Origin of the sequence: Sorangium sp. So ce119 (genome assembly GCF_051524405.1) — a bacterium.
Taxonomy (GTDB): Bacteria; Myxococcota_A; Polyangia; order Polyangiales; family Polyangiaceae; genus Sorangium; species Sorangium cellulosum_G.
The window spans coordinates 1,085,025-1,108,762 of record NZ_CP150311.1 but is presented as its reverse complement, the minus strand read 5'-3'; the positions used below and the strand labels follow the sequence as shown (position 1 = coordinate 1,108,762).

At 69.5% G+C, this 23,738-nt stretch carries 17 protein-coding genes; 6 read left to right on the top strand and 11 right to left on the bottom strand.

Annotated elements, in window-relative coordinates; all coding sequences use genetic code 11:
- Positions 1–133: 133 nt before the first annotated feature.
- Both WME76_RS48475 and WME76_RS48470 read right to left on the bottom strand, forming a co-directional pair.
- Positions 134–409, bottom strand: coding sequence for a hypothetical protein (locus WME76_RS48475; protein ID WP_437288928.1), 276 nt, complete (start codon positions 407–409; stop codon positions 134–136).
- A 500-nt stretch (positions 410–909) separates the two neighbouring features.
- Positions 910–2,232, bottom strand: a complete 1,323-nt coding sequence (locus WME76_RS48470) for a trypsin-like serine protease (protein WP_437963004.1) — start codon at positions 2,230–2,232, stop codon at positions 910–912.
- Between the two features lie 586 nt (positions 2,233–2,818).
- Between WME76_RS48470 and WME76_RS48465 the strand changes: the two genes are divergently transcribed.
- Complete coding sequence (locus tag WME76_RS48465; protein ID WP_437963003.1) at positions 2,819–3,700, top strand: transglutaminase-like domain-containing protein; 882 nt, start codon at positions 2,819–2,821, stop codon at positions 3,698–3,700.
- Positions 3,701–3,764: 64 nt separating this feature from the next.
- Here the strand turns inward: WME76_RS48465 and WME76_RS48460 are convergent, their stop codons facing one another.
- The 4 genes from WME76_RS48460 to WME76_RS48445 all read right to left on the bottom strand — a co-directional run bounded on the left by WME76_RS48460 (position 3,765) and on the right by WME76_RS48445 (position 8,013).
- Positions 3,765–4,913, bottom strand: a complete 1,149-nt coding sequence (locus tag WME76_RS48460; RefSeq protein ID WP_437963002.1) for a hypothetical protein — start codon at positions 4,911–4,913, stop codon at positions 3,765–3,767.
- A gap of 186 nt (positions 4,914–5,099) precedes the next feature.
- Positions 5,100–6,314, bottom strand: a complete 1,215-nt coding sequence (locus WME76_RS48455) for a FecR domain-containing protein (protein ID WP_437963001.1) — start codon at positions 6,312–6,314, stop codon at positions 5,100–5,102.
- The gene (locus WME76_RS48450) at positions 6,311–6,985 is read right to left on the bottom strand and encodes an RNA polymerase sigma factor (protein ID WP_437963000.1); all 675 of its coding nucleotides are present in this window, start codon (positions 6,983–6,985) and stop codon (positions 6,311–6,313) included. The genes WME76_RS48455 and WME76_RS48450 overlap by 4 nt, the downstream gene beginning before the upstream one ends.
- Positions 6,986–7,059: 74 nt before the next feature.
- Positions 7,060–8,013: a hypothetical protein gene (locus WME76_RS48445; protein WP_437962999.1), complete on the bottom strand. Its 954-nt coding sequence runs from the start codon at positions 8,011–8,013 to the stop codon at positions 7,060–7,062.
- 388 nt (positions 8,014–8,401) lie between these two features.
- Here WME76_RS48445 and hcp point away from each other — a divergent pair, with 388 nt between their 5' ends.
- The 4 genes from hcp to WME76_RS48425 all read left to right on the top strand — a co-directional run bounded on the left by hcp (position 8,402) and on the right by WME76_RS48425 (position 13,159).
- Complete coding sequence (hcp, locus tag WME76_RS48440; protein ID WP_433937713.1) at positions 8,402–9,703, top strand: hydroxylamine reductase; 1,302 nt, start codon at positions 8,402–8,404, stop codon at positions 9,701–9,703.
- Positions 9,704–9,774: 71 nt separating this feature from the next.
- Positions 9,775–10,677: a LysR family transcriptional regulator gene (locus WME76_RS48435; protein ID WP_437962998.1), complete on the top strand. Its 903-nt coding sequence runs from the start codon at positions 9,775–9,777 to the stop codon at positions 10,675–10,677.
- Between the two features lie 83 nt (positions 10,678–10,760).
- Complete coding sequence (locus WME76_RS48430) at positions 10,761–11,198, top strand: DoxX family protein (protein ID WP_437288936.1); 438 nt, start codon at positions 10,761–10,763, stop codon at positions 11,196–11,198.
- 233 nt (positions 11,199–11,431) lie between these two features.
- The gene (locus tag WME76_RS48425) at positions 11,432–13,159 is read left to right on the top strand and encodes an ABC transporter substrate-binding protein (protein WP_437962997.1); all 1,728 of its coding nucleotides are present in this window, start codon (positions 11,432–11,434) and stop codon (positions 13,157–13,159) included.
- 9 nt (positions 13,160–13,168) lie between these two features.
- Here the strand turns inward: WME76_RS48425 and WME76_RS48420 are convergent, their stop codons facing one another.
- On the bottom strand, positions 13,169–15,004 hold the full coding sequence (locus WME76_RS48420) for a CotH kinase family protein (protein ID WP_437962996.1): 1,836 nt from the start codon (positions 15,002–15,004) through the stop codon (positions 13,169–13,171).
- A 622-nt stretch (positions 15,005–15,626) separates the two neighbouring features.
- Here WME76_RS48420 and WME76_RS48415 point away from each other — a divergent pair.
- Positions 15,627–19,685 (top strand): TOMM system kinase/cyclase fusion protein, encoded by a 4,059-nt coding sequence (locus WME76_RS48415; protein ID WP_437962995.1) that lies wholly within the window; start codon positions 15,627–15,629, stop codon positions 19,683–19,685.
- Between the two features lie 85 nt (positions 19,686–19,770).
- On the opposite strand, the gene WME76_RS48410 is transcribed toward WME76_RS48415, so the two are convergent.
- The 4 genes from WME76_RS48410 to WME76_RS48395 form a co-directional block, all read right to left on the bottom strand.
- Entirely contained in the window at positions 19,771–20,043 is a 273-nt protein-coding gene (locus tag WME76_RS48410) for a hypothetical protein (RefSeq protein WP_437962994.1), read from the bottom strand.
- On the bottom strand, positions 20,040–21,098 hold the full coding sequence (locus WME76_RS48405; RefSeq protein WP_437962993.1) for a tetratricopeptide repeat protein: 1,059 nt from the start codon (positions 21,096–21,098) through the stop codon (positions 20,040–20,042). The genes WME76_RS48410 and WME76_RS48405 overlap by 4 nt, the downstream gene beginning before the upstream one ends.
- 27 nt (positions 21,099–21,125) lie before the next feature.
- Entirely contained in the window at positions 21,126–21,911 is a 786-nt protein-coding gene (locus WME76_RS48400) for an SAM-dependent methyltransferase (RefSeq protein WP_437962992.1), read from the bottom strand.
- A gap of 129 nt (positions 21,912–22,040) precedes the next feature.
- Positions 22,041–23,735 carry an ATP-binding protein gene (locus WME76_RS48395; RefSeq protein WP_437962991.1) on the bottom strand — a complete coding sequence of 565 codons (1,695 nt, stop codon included), beginning with the start codon at positions 23,733–23,735 and terminating at the stop codon, positions 22,041–22,043.
- Positions 23,736–23,738 lie beyond the last annotated feature (3 nt).

The following is a 23,738-nucleotide window of genomic DNA, read 5'->3' as shown; positions in this document are numbered from 1 at the left end:
GGGGTGGGGGATGGGCCGATGTCTGAGCCTTCGAGTCGAGGCATCCGGCTTGCCGGATGCCTCGATTCGAAGGCGAGTCCGGCGGGGCCCCCACCCCGCGCGAAGAACACCCCCTCCGGGGGCCGGGCCGGATCTACCTCTCGCCCTCTTCGCCGTCGTCCTCCGGAGGAGGAGCCGGCCGCTCGCCCGCCGCCACCTGGAGCTCCCGGACGATCGAGAGCAGCGCCGGACAGCAGAAGCGCTCCACCACCGACCCGTCCGGCGCGAGCTCGAAGCTCGGCGGCCCGCCGTGCATCGGACACGCCACGTCGGCGTACTTCGACTCGAGATCCTTCAGGACGCTCTCATCCACCTCGCGGACCTCGATGTCCCCGGCCCCGAGCGCTTCTTCCTTCTCGTAGATCGCCATGCGGCGCACGCTAGCACGAAGAGCACCGCGCCTCGCGCGCTCACCTCGTCGCCCGACGACCTCATCTTCCGCCGCAGGGACGTCAACAGCCGTCCGAGATCAAGAGACAAAATAGCAGCGCCGCCGGGCGCCTCGGGGGGTAGCGGAGGCCGCCGGCGGTGCTGGCCGTCGGATAAGCACCCTCCGTACCAGGCGCAGAACCCCGAAATCCCCGCGTTACGTCCAGGGTACCGCCGCGACGCCTTTCGATCCTGCGAGGCACGGGCTTGCACGGCTGCAGGATCGCGACGCCCGCCCCCGGGCCGCTTCTTCCTCGCGGCGCCCGCGGCGGCAGCTCGCCGGCAGCTCGGGCTCGATTTCCCGCCGGCGAAGGGGGAGGGGGCGCCCCGGTGACGAAGCGGCCGCGGGCCGCACGCCCGGTCAGGCGTGCGGCCGCGGCCCGGTCGAGGCGCGCCTCGGTCGACGCGCCTCGATTCACCAGGTCTTCACGAGAGCGCGGTCTACCAGGTGCTGAAGTAGGCCCACGCCTGGTTGCCGGCGGACGCCTCGAAGCAGTAGCCGCCGTTGCGCTTCGCGGGCAGCGTGATGTTGCCGCCCGTGCAGCTCACGACCGTGTTGTTGACCTCGAACGTGCGGCCGCTCGCGAAGTTGCCGCAGTTGGCGCCGGTCAGGTTCGCCGTCGTCTCGAAGCAGCGCGCGCCGGTGCCGAGGTTGCCCGAGTTGTAGCTCGCGCTCGTGAACACGGTCGGGCTCGTGCACAGGCTAGCGCACGGCGTCGTCCCGCTGCTGGGCTGGCAGACCCCGGCCACGCAGTTCGCGCTGGTGCAGTCCGCGTTGACGCTGCAGGTATCGCCGTTGGCGCAGTCGGCCGTGCAGGTGCCGCCGCAGTCGACGTCGGTCTCGGTGCCGTTCTGCACGCCGTCCGTGCAGGTCGGCGCGGTGCCGCCATTGATCACGCTCACCCCGAGGCCCTGGAGCCACGACGTCACCGTGTAGCGCGCCGAGGTGTCGAGCCGGGTGTGCCAGTTGGTCTGCGACGGGTTCGAGCCGGGCGCGGACGGGAACGTGTAGTAGGCGTTGACGCCCACGACGATGAGATCGGTCGAGCTCTGGCGGTAGAGCGGGCCGCCCGAGTCGCCGGGGCACAGGCTGGCGTACGAGGTGCTGGCGTAGTAGCCCGGCGTGAGCACGTACGACGCCGCGACGTCGTTGATGGCGGTGCCGGAGACGTAGGAGCCGGGGTGATTCAGGATCGAGGAAGCCGCCGCGGTGAGGTTCTGGAGCTTGAAGACATTCGACATCCCTGCGCCGGGCGTCTCGCAGCCGTAGCCGGTCGCGACGACGGGATCCCCCACCGCCACCGCCGCCCCGTCCACCACGGCCGCCGGGATCGTCGGCGAGAGCTCGTTGACGACGACCACCGCGAGGTCGGGCGTGTATCCCGGGTTCAGGACGTTGACCCCGCAATCGGGCGCTCCCGCCGTCCGCGCGGCGGCGCAGTCCGCGATCCACTGCGGGTGGATGTACGTCTGCTCGATCGTCAGGTTCACGTAGGGCGAGATCGGGGGCGTGTTGTCGGCGCTGACCGAGTAGATCCCGCCCGGCCCGAACCACGGCTCCACCGTGGCGGTGTACAGGTCGTCCACGCAGTGAGCGGCGGTCAGGAAGTGACGCGGTCCAACCTTCGCCGCGGTGCAGCCCCCAGCGAGGACGGTGGAGGCGTATTGCGACTCGAGCGCCGGCGTCCCGCCGATCAGCTCGTCGTTCGCCGCGGCGATCTCCTCGGAGGTCTCGTCGTAGCCCTCCACGCTGCAGGCGGCCAAGCACAATGAGAGCAAAGCATAGACAGGTGCGCGCACTGGTTGCTTCTCCTGTCGTCCCGATGCGCGATGGCCCCGCGCGCCGCCGCCTGCCTCGCGCGCGCCCGGGGGGGGCCCGCGAGCCCGCCTGTTGCGCCGCGCCCCGCGAGCCGAGCCGCTCTGAGCGCGGCCTCGGGGCGCGGATGCGCGGATGTCAGGGGGTCGCGTGCCCCTTCAGGGGTCCACGTCGAGCGTTCAGGGAGCGCGGCCGTCCGGTGGGACTGCCCGCGCGGGATCACGTCGTGATCGGTCCGACGCTCCCTGTCTAGTCCGCCCGGTAACCACCATCCAACTCGCAAACAGCATGGACGTGATGCACGCCCTGCATAGCACATTCGCGACGCCAGCCATGACGCGCAACTCCGGCCGTCTGCGGTCCGCGCTCGACCCTGAACCGATTAATCCTTCCGCTCGCGGTGCTGTCGACGCAGATGTTCCCCGGGATCGCGCTCTCGCGCCGCACGAGCTTCCCGATTTCCCGCCTTCATGACAAGCTCCTCCGGGCCGACGAAGCACCCCCCGGAACAACACAGCTCGTGGAGGACGCACGATGAAGGCATCCCAGGAGATCCTCGACTTCTACACGCGCCCCGCGGCCATGACGTCCGCCGGCGCGCACGCGCCCCGGCTCGACGAGCTGCCGCGCGACGTGCCCTCGCTCGTCCGCGTCGTGCAGGGCCTCTTGCTGCACCAGCACTGGGCGCATGCCTACGGCGTGGAGCTCTCGGACGAGCGCCGCGACGAGTCCCACCTCCGCCCGGTGGACCGGATGCTGGATCGCCTGCTCGCCCACGACGCGCGGCCGCTCTCCGCCGCCCGGCCGCTCGAGACGCGCCTCGTCGGCACCTGCCGCCAGTTCACCGTGCTCCTCGTGGTCCTGCTGCGCGCCAAGGGGGTCCCTGCGAGGGCTCGCTGCGGCTTCGCCGGGTATTTCAACCCCGGCTCCTTCGTGGACCACTGGGTCTGCGAGTACTGGAACGCCGCCGAGGCGCGCTGGGTCCTCGTCGACGCGCAGATCGACGACGCCCAGCGGGCGGCGCTTCAGCCCGACTTCGACCTGCTCGACGTGCCGCGCGACCGCTTCGTCGTCGCGGGCGACGCCTGGACGAAGGGCCGCGCCGGGGAGGCCGATCCGATGAAGTTCGGCTTCCTCGACGAGGGCGGGCTCTGGTTCATCGACGGGAACATCGTGCGCGATCTCGCGGCGCTCAACGGCATGGAGATGCTGCCCTGGGATTGCTGGGGCGCGATGAGCCGCCCCGAAGAGCCGCACGGGGACGAGCGGCTCGCGCTGTTCGACCGGCTCGCCGCCATCACGCGCGCGCCCGACGCGCGCTTCGCCGAGCTGCGCGCGACCTACGAGGGCGACGATCGCCTGCGGGTGCCGGCGACCGTCCTCAACGCCGTGCTGAACCGTCAAGACACGATCTGAGACGGCCGCCGCCCGCCCCGCGCCGGGCCCCGGAGCGCAGTCCTCCTGCGCCGGGGGCCCGCGCTCACCGCGGGATATCGAACGGCTGGCACACGCCGTTCAAGCACACGTCGCTGGCCCAGCAGCAGTCCGAGCTGGCCGCGCACTCCCCACCTGACTCCTGGCAGGTCTCGCCGCCGCCCGGATCCTCGCCCGGATCGCTGCCCCCTTCGCCCGCGGGCGGGTCGTCGTCCTCGCACGTCGATTGGCACGGCCCCGGCGTCACGGTGAGCGTGTCCGACGGGTACTTGCTCGGCGACGCGTGCACGTAGCTGATGGTCGCGTCGCCGAAGCCCGCCGCGCCGAACGCCGAGGCGCTCAGCCACACGTCGTACACGACGCGGTAATCCCAGTCCGGCGTCTCCGTATTGGGGGTGTAATTCTCGTCCGTGGCCGGCGAGTCCTCCGTGTACCCGCCATAGCCGCACGCGTTGAGATCGCGGTCGAGCGACGTGGTGGCAGCGACGATGGCGCTCGCGTCCCCGAGGAGCATCTTGCCCTCTCCGCCGAGCACGCCGAGCGACCCGTAGCCGGAGGGCTTCTCCTCGTCGGCCGAGAGATAGTCGACGTAGAAGTCGAGCACGAGCGCGCCTGTCCCGTCCGTGATCTGGAACTGGGCCTTGTCGCTGCCCACGAGATCCTTGAACGTGTGCCCGTTGTGCCCCTTCGGCTTCGGCGCGTCGCCGGGCTTCGGCGCGTCACCGGGCTTCGGCGCGTCGCCGGGCTTCGGCGCGTCGCCGGGCTGCGGCGCGTCGGCCTGCTCGTCGCCGCCCCAGCCGATGGCCGTCTCGCCGTACGTGTTGTCGACGAACGCAGGGTTCAGCGTCAGCCGCACGTGCACGAGCTCCTCGCCCTCGGCGATCTCGACGACGCGCTCGACGAAGGCCATCGGGGTGGTCTGGTCGCCGTTCGCGTAATAACAGTCGATCTCGGCGGTCTCCTCCACCGCGGTGAACCGGCTGCGCCCGCCGCACGACAGCGGATCGAGGGCCGCGGTGATGGGATCGCCGGCCCCCGATAGGCCCGATCCCGGGAAGGTCGGGGCGGGGGTGCTCCCGCCCTCGTCCGACGGGACGCACTCTCCCCCGGAGACGACGCCGCCGCCGGCGGTCCCTGTGCTCGGCCCGGTGCAGGCCGCGCCGACGACCGCGAGAGACAGCAGCCCAACACCCATCGATCCTGTGAACGCGAACGAACGCATGGAAGTCCTCCCTGCTCGAAGACGAGCACGACATGGAGCGCGCCCGGCGACGCCGATCGCGGGCGCGATGATCTCCTCGATGCAGTGGAAGTAACCGGAGGCGCCGAGAGCAGGCAGCCGTTCGTCAGAAAAGCGGCGAGGTCCGTCAGCCGCGGGCGATCACGGGCGCGCGCCGCCGGCGCGGGACGCGGACGTGGCCTCCTCGCGCCCGAAGCCCCGCGGGTAGTCCTTGAGGTACCGGCGCGCCTCGGCCGCGGTCCGGTCCTTGTCGCCGAGCATCTCGGTCGCCCGCAGCCGCTCCACGCGGGCGATCTCGGCGAGCGGCGAGTCCGGGTAGCGGCCGAGGAGGCGGTCGAGCCGCTCGATCGCCCGCCTGGGCTGCCCCTGCCTCCGCGCCTCCATCGCGCCCTGGAGCAGCTCGTTCTCGGCCGCCAGCGACGCGCGCGCCGGCCCTCCGCGCGCCCCGCGCGGCTCGCCGGCCCCGCCCTCGTCGCCCTCCCGCGCCGAGCCGTCCTGCTCCCGCGGCGGCGCCTCCGCGTCGTCCCGCTGTCCCTCGGCGGGCGGGTCCAGCCGGCGGGCCGGCTCCTCGTCGCGCGACGACCACGTCTCGCCCGGGCTCAGGAAGCGCTCGACCTCGCCGCGGCGCACCGCGACGCGCCCATCGACGACCGCCACGCGCGTCTCGGCCGCCTCTCCCGCCGCGCCGGGCTGCCGCTCGACCGAGAACCGCGTCCCGTGGACCGTGACCACGGTGTCCGCGGTGCGCACCGACAGGGTCACGCCCGCCGGCAGCGGCGGCACGTCGACCGAGATCCGCCCCCGATCGAGGGCGACGATGTCGTCGAAGCGGTCGCGCCCGGCCCCGGACGGCGTGAACCTCACGCGCGTCGAGGGCCCGACCTCGACGGTGGCGCCCGTCGCGAGCGACGCCTTCGCCATCGCGCCCTCGCCCGTCCGCAGCTCCTCGCCGCTCGTGAGCGGCACGAGGGCGCGCGACGGCGGCGAGCGCGTCGCGTTCCCGGCCGCGATCTCGACCGCGCCCTGGAGCGCCGTCACCTGCGCCGCGGCGTCGGGGAGGGGGCGCGCCCGGAACACGACAGCCACGCCGGCGGCCGCCGCGGTCAGGGCGGCCGCGAGCGCCGCCGCGGCGACGGCGGTGCGCCTCCGGCGGGCAGCGCGGGCGCGCCGCGCCGCTTCCTCGGCGGCGAGCCGGTCGATGCGGCCGGCGATCTGCTGCTGGAGGTACCGCGCCTGGGCCCTGGGCAGCGGCGGCACCGGCTGCGCGACAAGCGCCCGCAGCGAGGCCTCCACGCCGTCCACGCTGGCCACCGCGGGGCGATCCTCCGGGATGGCGTCCACGTCGTCCTGCTTCATCGTAGCTCCTCGGGTCGGGCGGGGTCGTTTCGCGTCGCCGCGCCGGATTCCCAGCGCGCCTGGAGCTCCCGCCGCCCCCGCGACAGCCGGGACTGGGCCGCGGCCGCGGAGACGCCGGTCAAGTCTGCGATTTCATTGAGGGAATAGCCCATGACATGGAGCAGCAGCGCGGTCGCGCGGTCGCCGTCCATCGCCGCGAGGTGCCGGCGCAGCGCCTCGAGGTCGCGCTGCGCGCTCACCTCCCGCTCGGGGTCAGCGCTCCGCGCGGGCGGCTCGGGCCCGGCCTCGGGGGCCGGCGTGCGATCGATGACCTTGCGCTCGCGCCGGCGGGCGCGCAGCGCGCTCAGCCCGACGTGGCAGGCGATGACGGACGCCCAGCCGGCCAGGCTGCACTCCCCCGCGAAGCGGCGCTTCGCGAGGGTGCTCACGATCTGCTCGAACGCGCCCTGCACGAGGTCGGCATGGTCCTGCTCCCGGCAACCCAGGATCCGATACAGGGTCCGGTCGACCACGGGAAGCAGGTGCTCGTACAGGCGCAGGCCGATCCCTCGCTCGCCCCGCTGGAAGGCGAGCAGGAGCTCCTCGTCGCTGACGGGCGCGGGTTGCTCCGCGCCTGGGGCGGAGACGAGCCTGAGCCGGCGGCTCGCTGGTCGTGGCTCGGCGGTTCCCATGCTGGTGCAGTAGCCGCTCGGCCCGAAAGCAGGCTGAGCCGCTGATCTTCCTCTCGCGGCGGCGCCTCGCCGCCCTACCGCAGGCGGAGCTGGAGCCCCAGCATCCCGGTGAAGCCGCCCCTCGGCAGCGTGGTCTTTGGTTTCGGGTGCACCTCGAGCGCGGTCCCGTGGATCCGCACGAACGCCTCGGCGCTGCCGAGGAGGGCCACGCTGCCGCCCTCGGGCCACAGGAGGTCGACCGCCGTGCGCGTCCCGAGGGCCCACCCGTGCCCCGCCTCCGGCGGCTGCTTCGGGTCCCGCGCCGAGGCCGTCACCCAGTCGAGGGTGGCCTCGAGCCGCGCCCGCACGAGCGCGTCGATCGGGTAGATCGGCGCGGCGAGGCCGCCTCCGCCGCCGAGCGTGAGCCACTGGACCGACACCCCCGGGGCCGGCTCGCGCAGGGCCGCCGCGTAGGACACCGACAGCGTCCCGAAGAACCCCGTTCCCGGGTCGAGCGCCGTGGCCATGACCCAGCCGCCGGCCCGCGCCGGTCCGCCTTCGAGCCCGCTCCCGGCGAGCCCGCCGGCGCCGACGAACCAGCCCAGCGGGCGCGGCGGCTCCGTGGCCGCGGCCTGATCGGCGTCCGCGGCCTGGTCGGCGCCCGTCGGCGCGGGGGGCGTCGGCGCGGGGAGCGTCGGCGCGGGGAGCGTCGGGGCGCCGGCGCGCTCCGCCGCCAGGGCGGCGACCAGCAGCCCCGCGGTGCGGTAGCGGTCGGGCAGCGGGTCCTCGGCGCGGAACTCGATCTGGCGCGACGACAGCGTGCCCTCGGGGGAGCCGAGCGAGGCGACGTCGACCCGCAGGCGCAGGTGGTCCGGCCCGTCGAGCCAGACCACGGCGAGCGCCCTCACCGCCGTCCCGGTGCGCTTCGGGTCGCCGAGCGCGCAGCCGCCGCCCCCCGCGGCGCGAGAGCACGCCTCCACGAGGATCGCCGCGAGCTCGCCATCCACGGCGGGACCCGACGCAAGCTCGACGACGATCGGGGCCGCCACGCAGACTCTACCCGGGGCCGACGCTACCGACGGCGAGGGGACAAGGCAAGACGCAAGACGGAGATGACCCGCGCGGCGCCGTCGCGTGGCGGCGCCCGCGGACCGGGAGGCTGCGCCAGGCGAGGTCAGCCGTCCCGGCCTGCACCGTTTGCGCGGGCGCGCCGCGCTTGCGCCGCGCCGGCGCGGCGCAGCGGCGGCGAGCTCGGGTTCCGACGCGCATCGCCGCCGAGGTCCGGCGCGGACGGGCGGCACGCTTGTTGTCTCGTCTCGTGGTCTGTCGAGGAGGCGCGCTGCGCGGCCGCGTGACTGCGCGGCTGCCGCGGCGCGCTGTCCGGCCCGAGCCTGCGCGGCGCGCGTGGGCTCCTGAACCACGAGGTCGATCATGTCCATGTTCTGCAATCAGTGCGAGCAAGCAGCCCACGGGACCGGGTGCACCACGGCCGGCGTCTGCGGCAAGGACGAGGACGTGCAGTCGCTCCAGGAGCTCTTGATCTACGGCCTGAAGGGCGTCGCCGCCTACGCGCACCACGCGCGCAAGCTCGGCGTCACCGACGAGCGGGTGAACGCCTTCGTCGAGGAGGCGCTCTTCTCCACGCTGACCAACGTGAGCTTCGACCCCGAGGCGCTGCTCGAGCTCTGCCTCGAGTGCGGCCGGGTGAACCTCCAGGTGATGAAGATGCTCGACGAGGGCCACCGCCTGCGCCTCGGCGAGCCGCGGCCGACGAAGGTCCGGGAAGGCACCGTGGCGGGGCCGGGGATCCTCGTCTCCGGGCACGATCTCGCGGATCTCGCCGAGCTGCTACGGCAGTGCGAGGGCACGGGCGTGAACGTCTACACGCACGGCGAGATGCTGCCGGCGCACGCGTACCCGAGGCTCGCGGAGCACCCGAACCTCGCCGGCCATTACGGCTCTGCGTGGCAGAACCAGAAGGCCGAGTTCGTGGCGTTCTCGGGGCCGATCCTGATGACCTCGAACTGCGTGCTCGTCCCGCGGGAGGCCTACCGCGATCGCCTGTTCACCGCCGGCGTCACCGCGGTGCCCGGCGGCCGGCGCGTGAAGGGCAGCGACTTCTCCGAGGTCATCCGGATGGCGCTCGCGAGCCCGCCCTTGCCCGACGAGCTCGTCCGCGAGACGGAGGTCGGCTACCATCACGAGGCGATCCTCGCGCACGCCGGCGCGATCGTGGACGCGGTGAAGGCCGGCCAGATCAGCCGGTTCTTCCTGATCGGCGGCTGCGACGGGCCCGAGGCGGCGCGCAGCTATTACACGGACTACGCGGCGCAGACCCCGGCGGACTCGTTCATCCTGACGCTCGGCTGCGGCAAGTACCGTATTCGCAACCAGGACCACGGCACGCACCTCGGCTTGCCGCGGCTGCTCGACATGGGGCAATGCAACGACGCCTATGGAGCCATCCGCGTGGCCAGCGCGCTCGCCGAGGCGTTCGGCTGCGGGGTGAACGATCTGCCCCTCACGCTGGTGATCTCGTGGCTCGAGCAGAAGGCGGTGGCGGTGCTCCTCACGCTGCTCAGCCTGGGCGTGAAGGGCATCGTGCTCGGGCCGCGCCTGCCGGCCTTCCTCTCGCCGAACGTGCTGCGGCTGCTCCAGGAGCGCTACGACCTCCGGCTGACCAGCAGGGCGCCCTCGGTCGACCTGCTCCAGCTCCACCGGGCCCCCGCGAGCGCCTGAGTCGCCCGCGCGCCCGCGTCGCGGGTTGTTCTCGGTTGCGAACAGTTCGCGCCCTCGCGCACAGTGGGCGCATGATCGACCCGCTCTTCGACGATCTCCCCGGCATGCTCTGCTTCGCGCGCGTCGTGGAGCGCCGATCCTTCACCGCGGCCGCGGCCGACCTCGGGGTGTCGAAGTCGATGGTGAGCACCCGGGTCGCGCGCCTGGAGGAGCGCCTCGGCGAGCGGCTGCTCGTGCGCACCACGCGCAAGCTCACCGTCACGGACGCCGGCATGAACCTCTACGCGCGCTGCGCCCGCGTTCTCGAGGAGGCCACGGCGGCGGTGCGGGGCGCCTCCGACGCCGACCGGGGCCGCATCCGGCTCAACGCGCCGGTCAGCTTCGCGCAGATGTACCTGGCGCAGCCGCTCGCCCGGTTCCTCAGGGCGACCCCGGGAGCGCACGTCGAGCTCGCGCTGAACGACCGCCTGGTCGACCTCGTGGAGGAGCGCGTCGACCTCGCCATCCGGATCACGAAGCTCGGGGACTCGAGCCTCGTCGCGCGCCAGATCGCCGTGACGGCGCTGAACGTGGTCGGCGCGCCGGACTACCTCGAGCGGCGGGGGCGGCCCGAGCAGCCGGGGGATCTGCTGGGCCACGACTGCCTGCGCTACCTCCACCTGCGCGTCGAGGACGAGTGGCGCTTCTACGGCGCCTCGGGGCGCATCTCCGTCCCCGTCACGGGCCCGCTCACGGCGAACAACGGCACGGCGCTGCGCGAGGCGGCCGTGGCCGGCGTCGGCCTCGCGGTGCTGCCGCGCTTCATGGTCGACGAGGATCTCCGGGCCGGGCGCCTCGTCGCGCTGCTCGAGCGGTTCGCGCCGCGGCCCATGGGCATCCACGCCGTGCACGCCGCCGGCCGGCGCCCGCCCGCGCGGGTGCGGCGGCTCATCGACTTCCTGGCGGCCGCGTTCCGCGGGACGTCGTGGGCGTAGCCGGCAGATCGTTCTCCTGCGAGAACAATTCGTTCCCGAGCGCGCTCTACCGCGGCGCGGCTCCGCGGCTTATTCATCGAGCCATGGAACAAACACTCATTCACCGTCTCGACACCACCCTCTCTGTCCCCCGCTCGGCCGATCTGGCCGCGCTCACATTGCGCCTCGGCCTCGGCGCCGTGTTCCTGGCGCACGCGCTCGCCAAGCCGCTCGTGTTCACGATGCCGGGCACCGCCGCGTTCTTCGCCGCGAGCGGCTTCCCGGGCTGGACGGCGTACCCGGTGTTCCTCGCCGAGCTGCTCGGCGGCCTGGCGCTGCTGGCCGGGTTCAGGACGCGCCTGGTCGCGCTGGCGCTCTTGCCCGTGATGGCCGGCGCGCTGCTCGTGCACCTCCCCAACGGCTGGATGTTCTCCGGTCAGGGGGGCGGCTGGGAGTACGTCGCCTTCCTCATGATCGCGCTCGGCGCGCAGGCCCTCCTCGGCGACGGCGCGTTCGCCCTGGGGCGGCGGCAGCGCGCGTAGCTCGGCGCCGCCCGGGCCCGCCCTGCGCGCTCCCGCCGGCGGGCCCGGGGACACTGACCTTCTGAAGGTTGACATGCTCCGAGATGAACCGGTAAAGTTCGCGCCCTGAGGGTCGCGTTTCGACGCGACCGGCGGTCCGACGTCGCATGGCTTTGCCGTACCGGGCGACGGCGCCGCCTGATGGGGCTGACGTGGACTGTCGCGGGGACGAATCGCCCGCGTGGAGCATGCCGATGAAGACTCGATCCATGACGCGCCGCGTGTTCGCGCTGGCGGCGCTGGCCCTCTCGGCCGGCGTCGCGGCGGGCTGTCCTTCCAGGGACGAGGCGCGGCCCGCGCCCGGCCCGAGCGCCTCGGGGGCCGCTCCGCAGGGCGCGGCGCCGGCGCAGAAGGGCGCCGGGTTCGTCACGATCTCCAGGGAGCAGCAGGCCTCCTGGGTGCGCAACTTCAACCCGCTGCTCGCCGAGGGGAGCGTCCGTTTTCCCACGCTCGCCGGCATCTACGAGCCGATGCTCGTCTTCAACACGATGAAGGGCGAGTACACGCCGTGGCTCGCGACGAAGTACGCGTGGAGCGACGGGAACAAGAGGCTCACCTTCACGACGCGATCCGGCGTCAAGTGGTCGGACGGACAGCCGTTCTCGGCGAAGGACGTGGCGTTCACGTTCGCGCTCCTGAAGAAGCACCCCGCGCTCGACCTCTCGGGCGTGTGGAAGTTCGTCGAGTCCGTGAAGGCGACGGACGACGCGACCGTCGAGTTCGCGCTGGCGCGGGCGTACGTCCCGGGGCTCAGCTACATCGGCCACCAGCCGATCGTGCCGGAGCACACGTGGAAGGACGTCGCCGACCCGGTCACGTACGCGAACGAGAACCCCGTGGCGACAGGCCCGTTCACCGAGGTGAAGGTCTTCCAGAACCAGGTCTACGAGCTCGGCAAGAACCCGAACTACTGGCAGCAGGGGAAGCCGGCCGTCGACGGGCTCCGCTTCCCGGCGTACCCGGGCAACGACCAGATCAGCCTGGCGATCATCAACGGCGAGGTCGACTGGGCGGGCGCGTTCGTCCCCGAGATCGAGAAGGTCTATGTCGCCAAGGACCCGGCGAACCACCATTACTGGTTCCCGCTCGTCGGCGGCATGGCCACGCTCTACCCGAACAGCACGAAGAAGCCGTTCGACGACGCGCGCGTGCGCAAGGCGATCAGCATGGGCATCGATCGGGCGCAGATCGTCAAGATCGCGTCCAACAATTACACCCAGCCGGCGGACGCGACCGGGCTCGACGACTCCTACGAGCGCTGGCGCAACCCGAAGGCCGTGGCGTCGGGCGACTGGGTGAAGCTCGACGTGGCCAGGGCGAAGCAGCTCCTCGACGAGGCCGGGTGCGCGGTGGGCCCGGACGGGATCCGGGTGAAGGACGGCAAGCCGATGCGCTTCGAGATCAACGTCGTCACCGGCTGGTCCGACTGGGTCCGCGCGGTCCAGATCATCGCGCAGAACCTGAAGCAGCTCGGCATCGACGCCTCGCTCAAGGCGTACGACTTCAGCGCGTTCTTCGAGGCGCTCCAGAAGGGCACGTTCGACATGTCGATGGGGTGGACGGTCGTCGAGCCCACGCCCTACAACTACTACCGCGAGCTCATGTCCGCCGAGCTCGTGAAGCCCGTCGGCGAGGCGAGCGCGCGCAACTGGCACCGTTACGGCGACAGGGAGGTCGACAAGCTGCTCCAGCAGTTCGAGTCGGCGACGGAGTTCGCCGAGCAGAAGCGCATCCTCGACGAGGTGCAGATGCTCTACGCGCAGAGCGCGCCGGTGATACCGCTCTTCAAGAACCCGTCCTGGGGCGAGTACAACACGAAGCGCTTCACGGGCTTCCCCACCAGGGAGAACCCGTACGCCAAGCTGTCGCCGAACAACCCGCCGGAGTACCTGCTCGTCCTGACCGAGCTCAGGCCGAGGTGATCCCGGGCGTCAGGGCAGCTTGCAGACGTAGGGCAGCTCGGCGTCGCAGGGCATGTCGTTCCAGCGACCGCTGGCCCCGTCCGCGAGCTGCACGCAGTGCTCGCCGCGGCCGGCGTCGTTCGGCTCGCCGCCGTTCCAGCGCTCGTAGTCGAGCGGCGTGCCGTCGGTCCACGCGAAGTCGCCCTCGGACTCCGCGTCGGTGAGCCCGATCCACCAGTCGCCCTGCTGGACGTCGGCGGCGGCCGAGAACACGAGATCCTGCGTCTCCCTGTCGTGGATGGACACGAGGTGCCCGTCCTGCGCGATGCAGTCGCGCTCCGCGTCGTCCCACGTCGCGGGCCTGAAGCAGAGCGCCAGGGTGCCGCCGTCGGGCAGCGGCTGCGGGACGCAATGCGGGCACGACGGATCGTCGTCCACGACCCCGTCGCAGTCGTTGTCGACGAGGTCGCACAGCTCGGGGGCGCCCGGGTACGCCGAGGCGTCGTTGTCGTCGCAGTCCACGTCGCAGCCGGAGGAGAGGTCGCCGTCCGCGTCGATCCCCGCGGGGTCCTCGCACGCGAGCCCCGCCCGCACGCTGGCGGGGCGGTCGTTCAGGAAAGCGATGGTGGCGTCGATGTACGCGCCGACGTCCTCGGGGCTCGTGTCCAGGCGGGGATCCTCGAGCACGTGGGGCCAGATGAGCGCGCGCGCCGCCTCGGCGTCGCTCGCCAGGTCGAGCTCCGACGCGCGCTCGAGGACGCGCTCGAAGGCCGCCACCAGCGCCCGCCGGCACGGCGGCGAGGCGGTGCACATCTGCTCGAGGCGGGCGACGCCGCCGAACGGATAGAGGTCGTCCTCGAAGGTCTGATCGAGGCCCCACGGCAGGAAGGTCCAGCGGCCGTCGTCAGGGCGCCGCGCGATGAAGTAGTTGTTGCGCAGCCAGACGTAGCCGTCCCAGTGGCCGATGAAGGTCTCGGTGGCGGCGAACGCGAGGTAGCGCTCCATGTCGATGCGCTGCGACGCGTCGGCGAGGAACGTGTCCGGGTCGTTCATGCCGTCGAGCGCCTCGACGAGCTCGACGAGATCGGCGAACGCGACGTCGTCGCCGTTGTCCTGATCGAAGGTGTCGATGAGCCGGGGCTCGAGATCGCTCCCGTACGCCCCCTCGTACAGGTTGCCCTCGTGGTCGCCGAGCCAGCGGTCCAGAAAGCGAGGGTTATCCGCTGCCTCCACGGTGGTATACAGGCCGTAGAGCGAGCCGTTCAGCCAGACCGTCGCGTGGGCCGAGCGCGCCGCGGGCACGTCCATCGCGCGGAACAGCGCGTAGGCCAGGCGCTCGTGGATCATGCTGTGGTCCTGGACCATGTTGTTGAGCGCGAGCTTCTCCACCCCGAGCAGGGTCTGGTCGTCGGTGAACTCGTCGAATTTCAGAAGGAAGGCGGCCTTCTGGTCCAGGGTCCGGAACGACCCGTGCTCGCCCTTGAGCCGCACGCCGATCTCGGAGAGCTCGACGACCTCGCCGTCCAGCGTCACCGTGAGCTGCCCGGGGACGTACTCGTCGGGTGTGGCGTTGAGCTGATCGATCGACGCCTCCGACAGCGCGATGTCGAACCGCGGGACGCTCGTGCCGGCGAAGAGCGGCGCTGCGGGATCGGGCGGCGCGGGCTGCTCCCCGCCGGAGCCGCCGGAGCCGGGGCCACCGCCGGCGCCGCCAAGGCCGCCGGTGCCGGGGGCGCCACCCGAGCCGCCCACGCTGCTGCCATTCGGCCGGGGGTCCTCGGTGGAGTCGCCGCATGCGGCGAGCAGCGCAAGGGATATCGCGAGGGGACCGGTCCAGTTCCAGGAATATGGGAGTAACTTTCTCACGTTTTTTTGTCTTCTACATTGGTTGCTTGCTCGTTGCACGTATCCTCGATCTAACGTGCACCGCGAAGCCGCGCGGCTGCCTGCGCGAAACATCCGGCGAGGCTCTCGCCGGGCGCTCGCGTGCGAGAGCTTCATCTTCTATGTCGACATCCCCTACATCGGAACAGACGGCGACAGCGAAGATGTCTGGACGGCGCGTTCATGAGACGAACCGGCAGAACGATGACGACCAGGCGCTTGGCCTCCGCTGCTTCGTCGAGATTGGTTGATGCGGGGCCGCCCGAGCGACGCTGCCAGGCCGTCCGCCATCAAGCGGGCGAACCCCGCAGTGCGTGGTCGCTCAAGGGCAGCCCCGCCCGCTGGGATACCGAACGCGTCACCCGTCGCTACGAGCACGACGCGCGCTGCGGCTCGGCTGTCAAGGACGAGGAGACGACGGAAGACGGGATCCGCCACGCCGCAGATGGGGGATGCCAGGGAGGATAGAATCGGCCGGACGTCGAATCCAATACGGACAAACTGTTGCCGCGCTGACCAAATTCCTTGTAGGCCAAACTCCTTACAGGTAGATGATGTCGTTGTGCGTGTTGTTTGATGCGCACACGCGGAGGCAGGGGCGAGCTTGGACTCTCGACAGAAGATCGGCGCGGTGCTCGGGGACCGATATGAGATTCTCGCCGAGCTGGGCGAGGGCGGCTTCGGCACCGTCTACAAGGCCCGGCAGCTCGCGACCGGCCAGCTCGTGGCCATCAAGGTGCTGCAGCTCGGGTCGAGCGGCGCGGCGCAGGCGCGCGAGAAGCGGATCGCGCGCTTCCAGCGTGAGATGCAGCTATGCGCGCAGCTCCACCACCCGAACATCGTCCGCCTCATCGACTCGGGACAGGCGGACGAGGCCGTCGTCTATTCGGTCTTCGAGTTCGTGCCTGGCAAGGATCTCGCACAGGTACTCGCCGAGGAGGGCCCGCTGGATCCGCGCGAGGCGCGGCACTTCATGCTGCAGATCCTGGACGCGCTCGGCTGCGCGCACGCGCAGGGGGTGATCCACCGGGACCTCAAGCCGGCGAACCTCATGATCATCCCCACCGGCGCCCGGCGTAACGTGCTCGTGCTTGATTTCGGCATCGGGGCGCTCACGGAGGAGGCGACCCGCGACGAGAAGACGCGGATCACGCTGACCAATGAGTCTGTGGGCACGCCCGCGTACGCCGCGCCCGAGCAGCTCCGCGGCCAGCCTCCGACGCCGCGCTCGGATCTCTATGCGTGGGGCCTGGTCTTCCTCGAGTGCCTGACCGGCAAGCGCGTGATCGCGGGCGACACGGCCGCTGACGTGATCTTCAACCAGCTCTCCACCGATCCCGTCGCCATTCCTGCGACCATCCTCGACCATCCGCTCGGGAACATCCTCCGGCGCGCGACGGCGAAGGACGCGGCGGCGCGCAATGTCACGACCGAGGGGCTCCTGCGCGAGCTCGAGGAGTGCGACGTGAGCGGGCTGCGGCCCAGGAGTGCGCCCGCGCGCCTTCAGCCGGCCGCGCCGAACATGAGGACCGAGACGGTGGAGCTCGCCGGACAAGGGAGCAGCGGAGGGCTCTCCAGGCGTCTGGTCGAGGGCGAGCGGCGTCAGATCACGGCCGTGTGCTGCACCTTGACGGCGACGAGCACGGGGCGCGGCGCCGCGGACATGGAGGAGCTCGATCAGCTCCTCGGCCTCCAGCAGGAGGCGTGCACAATGATCGCCCGCCGCTTCAACGGTCACGTCGCCGGCGTGCTGGGTGACAGGGTGCTGTTCTATTTCGGCTACCCGACGGCGCGCGAGGACGCCGCGCGGCACGCGGCCGAGGCAGCGCGCGAGATGGCTGCGGATCTGCTCCGGCGACGGAAGGCGCTCGAAACGGAGCGCAAAGTACGCATCGATTTTCGCATCGGGATCCACACCGGGCTGGTGATCGCACGCGAGTTGCGCGACCAGACCATCGCCGGCTTGGGCTACGTCGTGGGGACGACGCCGAAGCTCGCCGCTCGGCTCAGCGCGGCGGCGGAGCCAGGCAGCATCCTCGTGAGCGGCGAGACCCAGCGGCTGCTCCGTAAGCACTTCGCGCTGGAGGCGGACGGCACCCGCTCGCTCGAGGGCTTCGACGCGCCGGCTGCGGTCTTCCTGCTCCGGGAGGGGAGCGCGTCCGGCGGGCTTCGGGACGTGCCGCTCGTCGGCCGCGCGCGGGAGCTGGAGACGTTGATGGAGCGCTGGGGCCGCGGTCGAAGCGGCGCAGGCCAGGCCGTCCTAATAACCGGTGAGCCGGGCATCGGAAAGTCACGCCTCGCCCGCGAGCTCGAAGAGAAGATCGGCGGTGAGGCGCACTCTTGGCTGGAGAGCCGCTGCACGCCGGACGGCGCAAACAGCGCGTTCTACCCCATCGTCGATCTGCTTGATCGCTTGATGGATCCGCGCCGCGAGGTGAAAGAAGACCGGGCGGCCAAGCTGGAGGCGCTGCTGTCGCTCCACGGCTTCGATCTGACCGAGGCCATGCCTCTCTTCGCGCCGCTCCTGTCGATTCCGCTCCCGAACAAGTGGGTGGCGCTCGACGTCTCGTCCCAGAAGCAACGGGAGCTGACGCGCAACGCCGTGCTCTCGCTGCTTTTCGAGATGGCCGAAAAGGAGCCGGTCGCGCTGTTCATCGAGGATCTGCACTGGGCCGATCCGAGCACGCTCGAACTGCTCGGCCAGCTCGTCGGCGAGGTGGGGTCGGCCCACGTACTGGCGCTCTTCACCGCGCGGCCGGAGTTCGTGCCGCCATGGTCGCCGACGGCGATGCTCCAGATCCAGCTCGGGCGCTTCGACCGGCCGCAGGTCGAGCAGATGGCCACGACGGTCACCGGCGATCACGCGCTGCCGGCCGAGGTGCTCGACGCCATAGCGTGCCGTACCGACGGCGTGCCGCTCTTCGTGGAGGAGCTGGTGCTGGCGATGATCGAGGCTGGCGCGCTGGTGGAAGAGGATGGGCGCTACACGCTGGCGAAGCCGCTGTCGGACGTAGCGATCCCGAGCACGCTTCGCGATCTGCTCGTGTCGCGCCTCGATCGGCTGGGCAGGGCCAAGGAGACCGCACAGGTGGCTGCGGCGATCGGGCGGGAGTTCTCATTCGAGTTGCTCCGCGCGGTGAGCCCGCGCAGCGAGGCCGAGGCACAGGAGGACCTGGACAAGCTGGTCGTGGCGGAGCTGGTGCACCGGAAGCGGCGGCTGAGGAGCGCGGCGTACCTGTTCAAGCACGCGCTGGTGCAGGACGCGGCGTACGAATCGATGCTCAAGCGGTCGCGGCAGCAGGTTCACGCGCGGATCGCCAAGGCGCTGGAGGAGAAGCTCCCCGAGGTCGTCAGCGAACGGCCAGATCTGCTCGCCCATCACCATGCGGAGGCGGACCAGAAGCAGGAGGCGATCGGGTACGCGCAGAAAGCAGCGACGGGGGCGCTCATGCGGTCGGCCTACGAGGAGGCCATCCGCCACGCGAGGCATGCCCTCGCCTGGGTGGACGCGATTGAGAATCCTCTGGAGCGCGCGTCGACCGAGCTCTCCGTGAACGGGCTGCTCACGATGGGGTTAATGGCCCGCCAGGGCTATGCCTCCGGCGAGGTCGAGGCGGCGCTCGCTCGCTCCAGCGCGCTGATCGAGACCTTGGGTGACTGCCCCCAAGTGTTCGCAACCCGCGTGGCGCTTTTCATGTTTCACCACCTGCGGAGCCACCGCGTGGAGGCGTGCGCGCTCGCGCAGCGTATGCTCGCCGTCGCCCAGCGTGAGCAGGACGTGAGCCAAGAACTCGTGACGCTCGTGTTGCTATCTAATGCGCTGCTCATGGAAGGGAGGTTTGTGCAGGCGCGGTCGCTCTGCGAGCGTGCCATTTCGCTCTACGAACCAGAGGCGCATCGTGGACGTGCGATGATGCTCGGCATCGACCTTAAGGTTTATGCCGGTGCGGCACTGAGCATTCTGCTCTGCTACCTCGGGTACCCTGAGCAAGCGTTCTGCCAAGCTCGATCTGTGATCGAGTGGGCGCGCGAACTGAATCATAAAGACAGTTTGATGAACGCTTTAATCGCTTCGGTGGTGGTACACTTCGAGAACCGCGAGCGCGATCAAGTGGCAATACTTGTGGACTCTATTACCGAGATCGCAACCCGGTATGGGTTGGCCATGTACCAGAACCTTGCGGCGATCTTCCGTAGCTGGGTAGATCGCGACGCCGACGCTGCTAGCCGCCACTTCGCAGCGCTCCAGGCATCCGGCCAGAACAACGGCACGTCGCTGATCACGGTGCTGGTGGCAGATATCGAGTTGGATGCGGGGCGACACGAGGTCGCATTTGCGCGGCTCGACGCCTGTATGACAATGGTCTTGGGCAACTCGGAGAGCTACTATGATGCTGAACTCTTGCGCCAGAAGGGAACCTGCCTCTTGGCGCGCGACGCAAGCTCTGAGGTTGCGGCGGAATGCTTTCGTGAGGCGATCATGATCGCTCAGCGCCAGAGCGCCAAGACGTTCGAACTTCACGCGAGCGTCGCGCTAGCGAAGCTGCTACGTAGCCGAGGCGCCGTCGATGAGGCAAAGGCGCTCGTAAGCTCTATACTTGACTGGTTTCCCGAAGATTTCAGTACGCCTCCACTTCGAGAGGCACGTTCCCTGCTGGATTAGCAGCCCCGGGGAACTCTAAATACCAGTCAACTCATCGTAGGAGACAGGGCCGAGGGCGCCCTGCGCGCGGGTATTCTCCACCTGTTTACAGGCAGACCGCGTCGGGCTGGCTGGGATCCGGGTTGGGCTCGGGATCGTCGCCGGGATCGATGAATACGGCAGCCCGCGCCGTGGTCTCCGCGCGGTCTCTGTTGTCGAGGCGGTACAAGAGGGCGGCGGACTCCGCTGCCGATAGCCCAGCGTCCTTCAGGACTGCCGCTGGATCGCGAAGATAGGCTTCGAGCTTGAAGGGATCAAGATTCAGTTCGGTCAGCAGATCGAGGAACGGTTCCAGAAACGATTCTCTGCTTTCGCTCATTGGTCATCTCCATGAGTATAGCTGTTAGCCCCCTGTAGCAATGCGCGGAGGACCTTGCCAAGATCCGATCCGCTAGGTACGTTGTGCCATATCGGATCGTTTTGTGCGATGAACATGGATTCTAGATCTTGCTTCCCAAGGAGGAACTCGAGCATCTCCTTCGCCTCGGGATGACTGCCCTGAGCGTAGTACACACCGGCAAGCAACATGTGAACAATGTTGAGCAGTGTTGAGAGCCGACGGCGCGCATAATCGAGGGCTGCTTTGGCGTTCGGGTCATTTATGGCATTGAGACTCTGCGCGATATAGTAGGGAACGATGGCGTCCTCGGGATCCGCTTGGCGCGCCAGCCATCCTTGTGTTAGAGAGTGACGGTAGTGCTTGTCCCAGTAGCCCAGCTCTGCGAAGGCTCTATGTGACGGAACTTTGCTGTTCGTGCTCATCATGAGGGCCTCCCCCATGACCTTAGTGGCATCATTGAAGCGGCCGACTATGCCATAGAAGACTGACTTGAAAGCGAAGGCCCAAGCATAGCTCGGATTTAGATTCGTTGCTGCATCGAAGCATTGCTCCGCGTCGCGTGCATGGTCGTGAGGGTGGTCCCCTAACTCCGGGTAAAGCTTGATCAGAATGTATGCAAGGGCGTGCATTGCCCCCTTGTGCGCAAACGCCCAGGTGTAGTTTGGGGCCTGCTCGGTGGACGTTTGGAACGAATCCAGGGAGAGCTGGATATTGGCCTTGAGTTCCTGCAGTCTATCTCTGGTCCACGGTATGCCGTCTCGTACATATATGCGGTACGCTTCCCCCCTTTGTGCAGAGGCCCATGGGTAGTGCTGCTTCTTGAGATTTTTGATGTTGATGGCCTCGTCGAGATCTTTGATGGCGCCTACGTGATCGCCCAATGCTGCTTTGGCAGCCCCACAATGCGCAAGGCTCCACGCGTCTTTCGGATGAGCTTCGAGCCATTTGGAGAAGCAGTCGACGGAATCTGAATAAAGCCCGGATGTTCGGAGTGATTCTGCACGCTGCGGCGAAATTTCGTTGATGTTTGTCATGGGCTGAGGCGTCCTTTCAGTCTCATTTCAGTGCGACGCAGGGCCGGGCTCGTTTGGCTGGGCCATGCCGAGTCGAGCGAGCATCCGAGCGTCGAGCGGAGCGCGTCCGATTGGCGGCACGTAGAGCGTCGAGAGCTCCGACACCAGTGCGTCCTCGAGATCACCCAATGCGATTCGGTCCGCTCGTGGCGGCTTCACTAAGAGTGTTGATGCCTCGTAAATCACGGCTTCGTGCGTGCGGGGAAACAGGAGGCACAGGGCCTCGCCTAGGGCTGCAAGCCCGCGCCGCAGCCGCTCTTGGTTCGACGGATTGAACGAGCCGAGGTTGCCAATCATACCAATCTGGCAGAGGAACATCGGGGTGTGGACGTCCACCACACGTGGTCGGGTCAAAAATAGCGTGGCCTCGAAGACCTGGCAGCCATCTTGCCCAGGATCCAGCCCGAGATCAGCAATGAGGCAGTCGATAGAGGAAACACCGGGCAGCATTCTGGCCGAAAAACCCTCGCTCCGCGCACGGCGGATGGCCTCGTGCGCAGGGAAGGTGAGGACGCCGGGATGGCCGTAAAAAACGGCGCACACTCTATGCCCCGCCTCGACCTCGGCCATGATGCGCTCGACCATGTCGAGGTAGATGCGCTTCCGGCGCCGGCCATCCAGCGGATAGGAAAGCTGCTCGGCCCGGGGGTTCAGGCCGAGCACCCATTGTGACGCCAGTGAATCGGCGACGGCGAAGAGCACGCGATCTGCTTTCTCGATGGCGCCTCGGGCTGCGAGCGTCGTCTGTCCACCCCACTGGATGCCGGTACCCACGACGAGCAACGATCCCCTATTTGGCATGGTCCTCATTTGAGAATGACATCAGATGCACTCGGGAGCTGTCAAGAGGAACGTCGCTTGCCTTGATGTCCATATGAATGAGACATCGGTCGGAGCGGCGTCTCAGCCCTTCGGCAGCGTGATCACGAACTCCGTATACTCCGCCTCCTCGCTCTCCACCCGCATCGTCCCCTGGTGCCCCTGCACCACGATCTCCCGGCTCAAGGACAGCCCCAGCCCCGTCCCGTCGCCGGGCGGCTTCGTCGTGAAGAACGGCTCGAACATCCGCGCCGCGACCTTCTCCGGGATACCCGTCCCGTTGTCGCGGATGCGCACCTCGACGTGATCGCCCCGGACGGCGGTGCGGACGCTGAGCTCCGGCGCATAGCCGTCGCCGTGCTCGCGCCTCTTCTGCCGCATCGCATAGAGCGCGTTGTCGACCACGTTGAGGAACACACGCCCCATGTCGAGCCTCGCCATCTCCAGCGGCCCGATCGCCGGATCGTACGCCGCGACGACGCGCACATCGAGATCGCCGCCCTGCGTCCCGGCGCGCGCGAGCCGCACGCTCTCGTCCACCACCGCGTTCAGGTCGGCCGGCGCGCGCTCGCCCGAGGGGCGCCGCGCGTGCTGGAGCATCCCCTTGATGATCGCGTCCGCGCGCCGGCCATGCTCGGTGATCCGGGCCATGCTGCTGCGCAGGTGGGCCAGGTTCTCCTCGAGCTGCGCGAGCGAACCAGGGTCGAGCCGGGCCTCTTGCGCGCGCAGATCCTCGCTCACCTCCTGGGCCACCTCGGCAGCGATGTCAGCGAAATTATTCATGAAATTCAACGGATTGCGGATCTCGTGCGCGATCCCCGCCACGACGCCGCTGAGCGAGGCGAGCTTCGCGTCCAGCACGAGCTGCATGCGCTCCACCGTCTCGCGCTCGAGGCGCCGGTACAGCGAGGCGTTCTGCACGGCGACGGCCGCCTGGCTCGCGAACGCGACGAGGAACTCCAGATCCGATTCGGTGAAGATGTGCGCCGCGCGGAGGTTGTCCACGTAAAGCACGCCGATCACGTCGTCCTTGGGCTTGAGCGGAATGCACATCGAGGCGCGGATCGACTGGGCGATGACGGAGTGCGCCGCCTCGAGGCGCGGGTCGAGGACGGCGTCGGCGAAGAGCGCCGCCACGCTGTTGCGGCACACGTAATCGACGATGTTCTGGCTGTAGATCGGCTCATCGTCTGGCGAGGGGTTCGCCGTCTTCGCAGCGCGGCCCTCGAGGCGGCCGGTCACGTCGTTGACGAGCAGGATGACGCCGCGGTCGACGTTGAGGATCTGGAAGATCAGATCGAGTACTCTGTGGAGGAGGGTGTCGATGTCGTCGGAGACCGGGAGCAGCTTGGCGACCTCGATCAGGATCTTGAGCCGAGCCTCCGCGCTCGGCCTGCCACCGGGCGTTGTGTCACCCACGAGCCTGCCGATGGAGGTGTGCGTCAGGGGGCGGATCGCCTGCGGTCGGAGGGAGCCGTCCGACGAGGGAGCGGCGTCTGCCGTGAAGAGCAGGTCCAGATCTCCGAGCGTGATCGTGTCGCCGCTCCGGATCGCTTTACGCTGGACCCGCACGCCGTTGACGAACGTGCCATTCTTGCTCTGCAGGTCGACGATGAAGAACTTTCCCTCGCACGGCTCGATCCGCGCCTGGCTGCGCGACAGGCTCCTGTGCGGGATGCAGATCGCCTGATCTTCGGCGCGGCCGACGGTGACGGCGGCGTCTCCGATCACGAAGACCTGCTCGTCGGGTCCACCGGGGTTGTAGATGAGCGTTGGCACGGC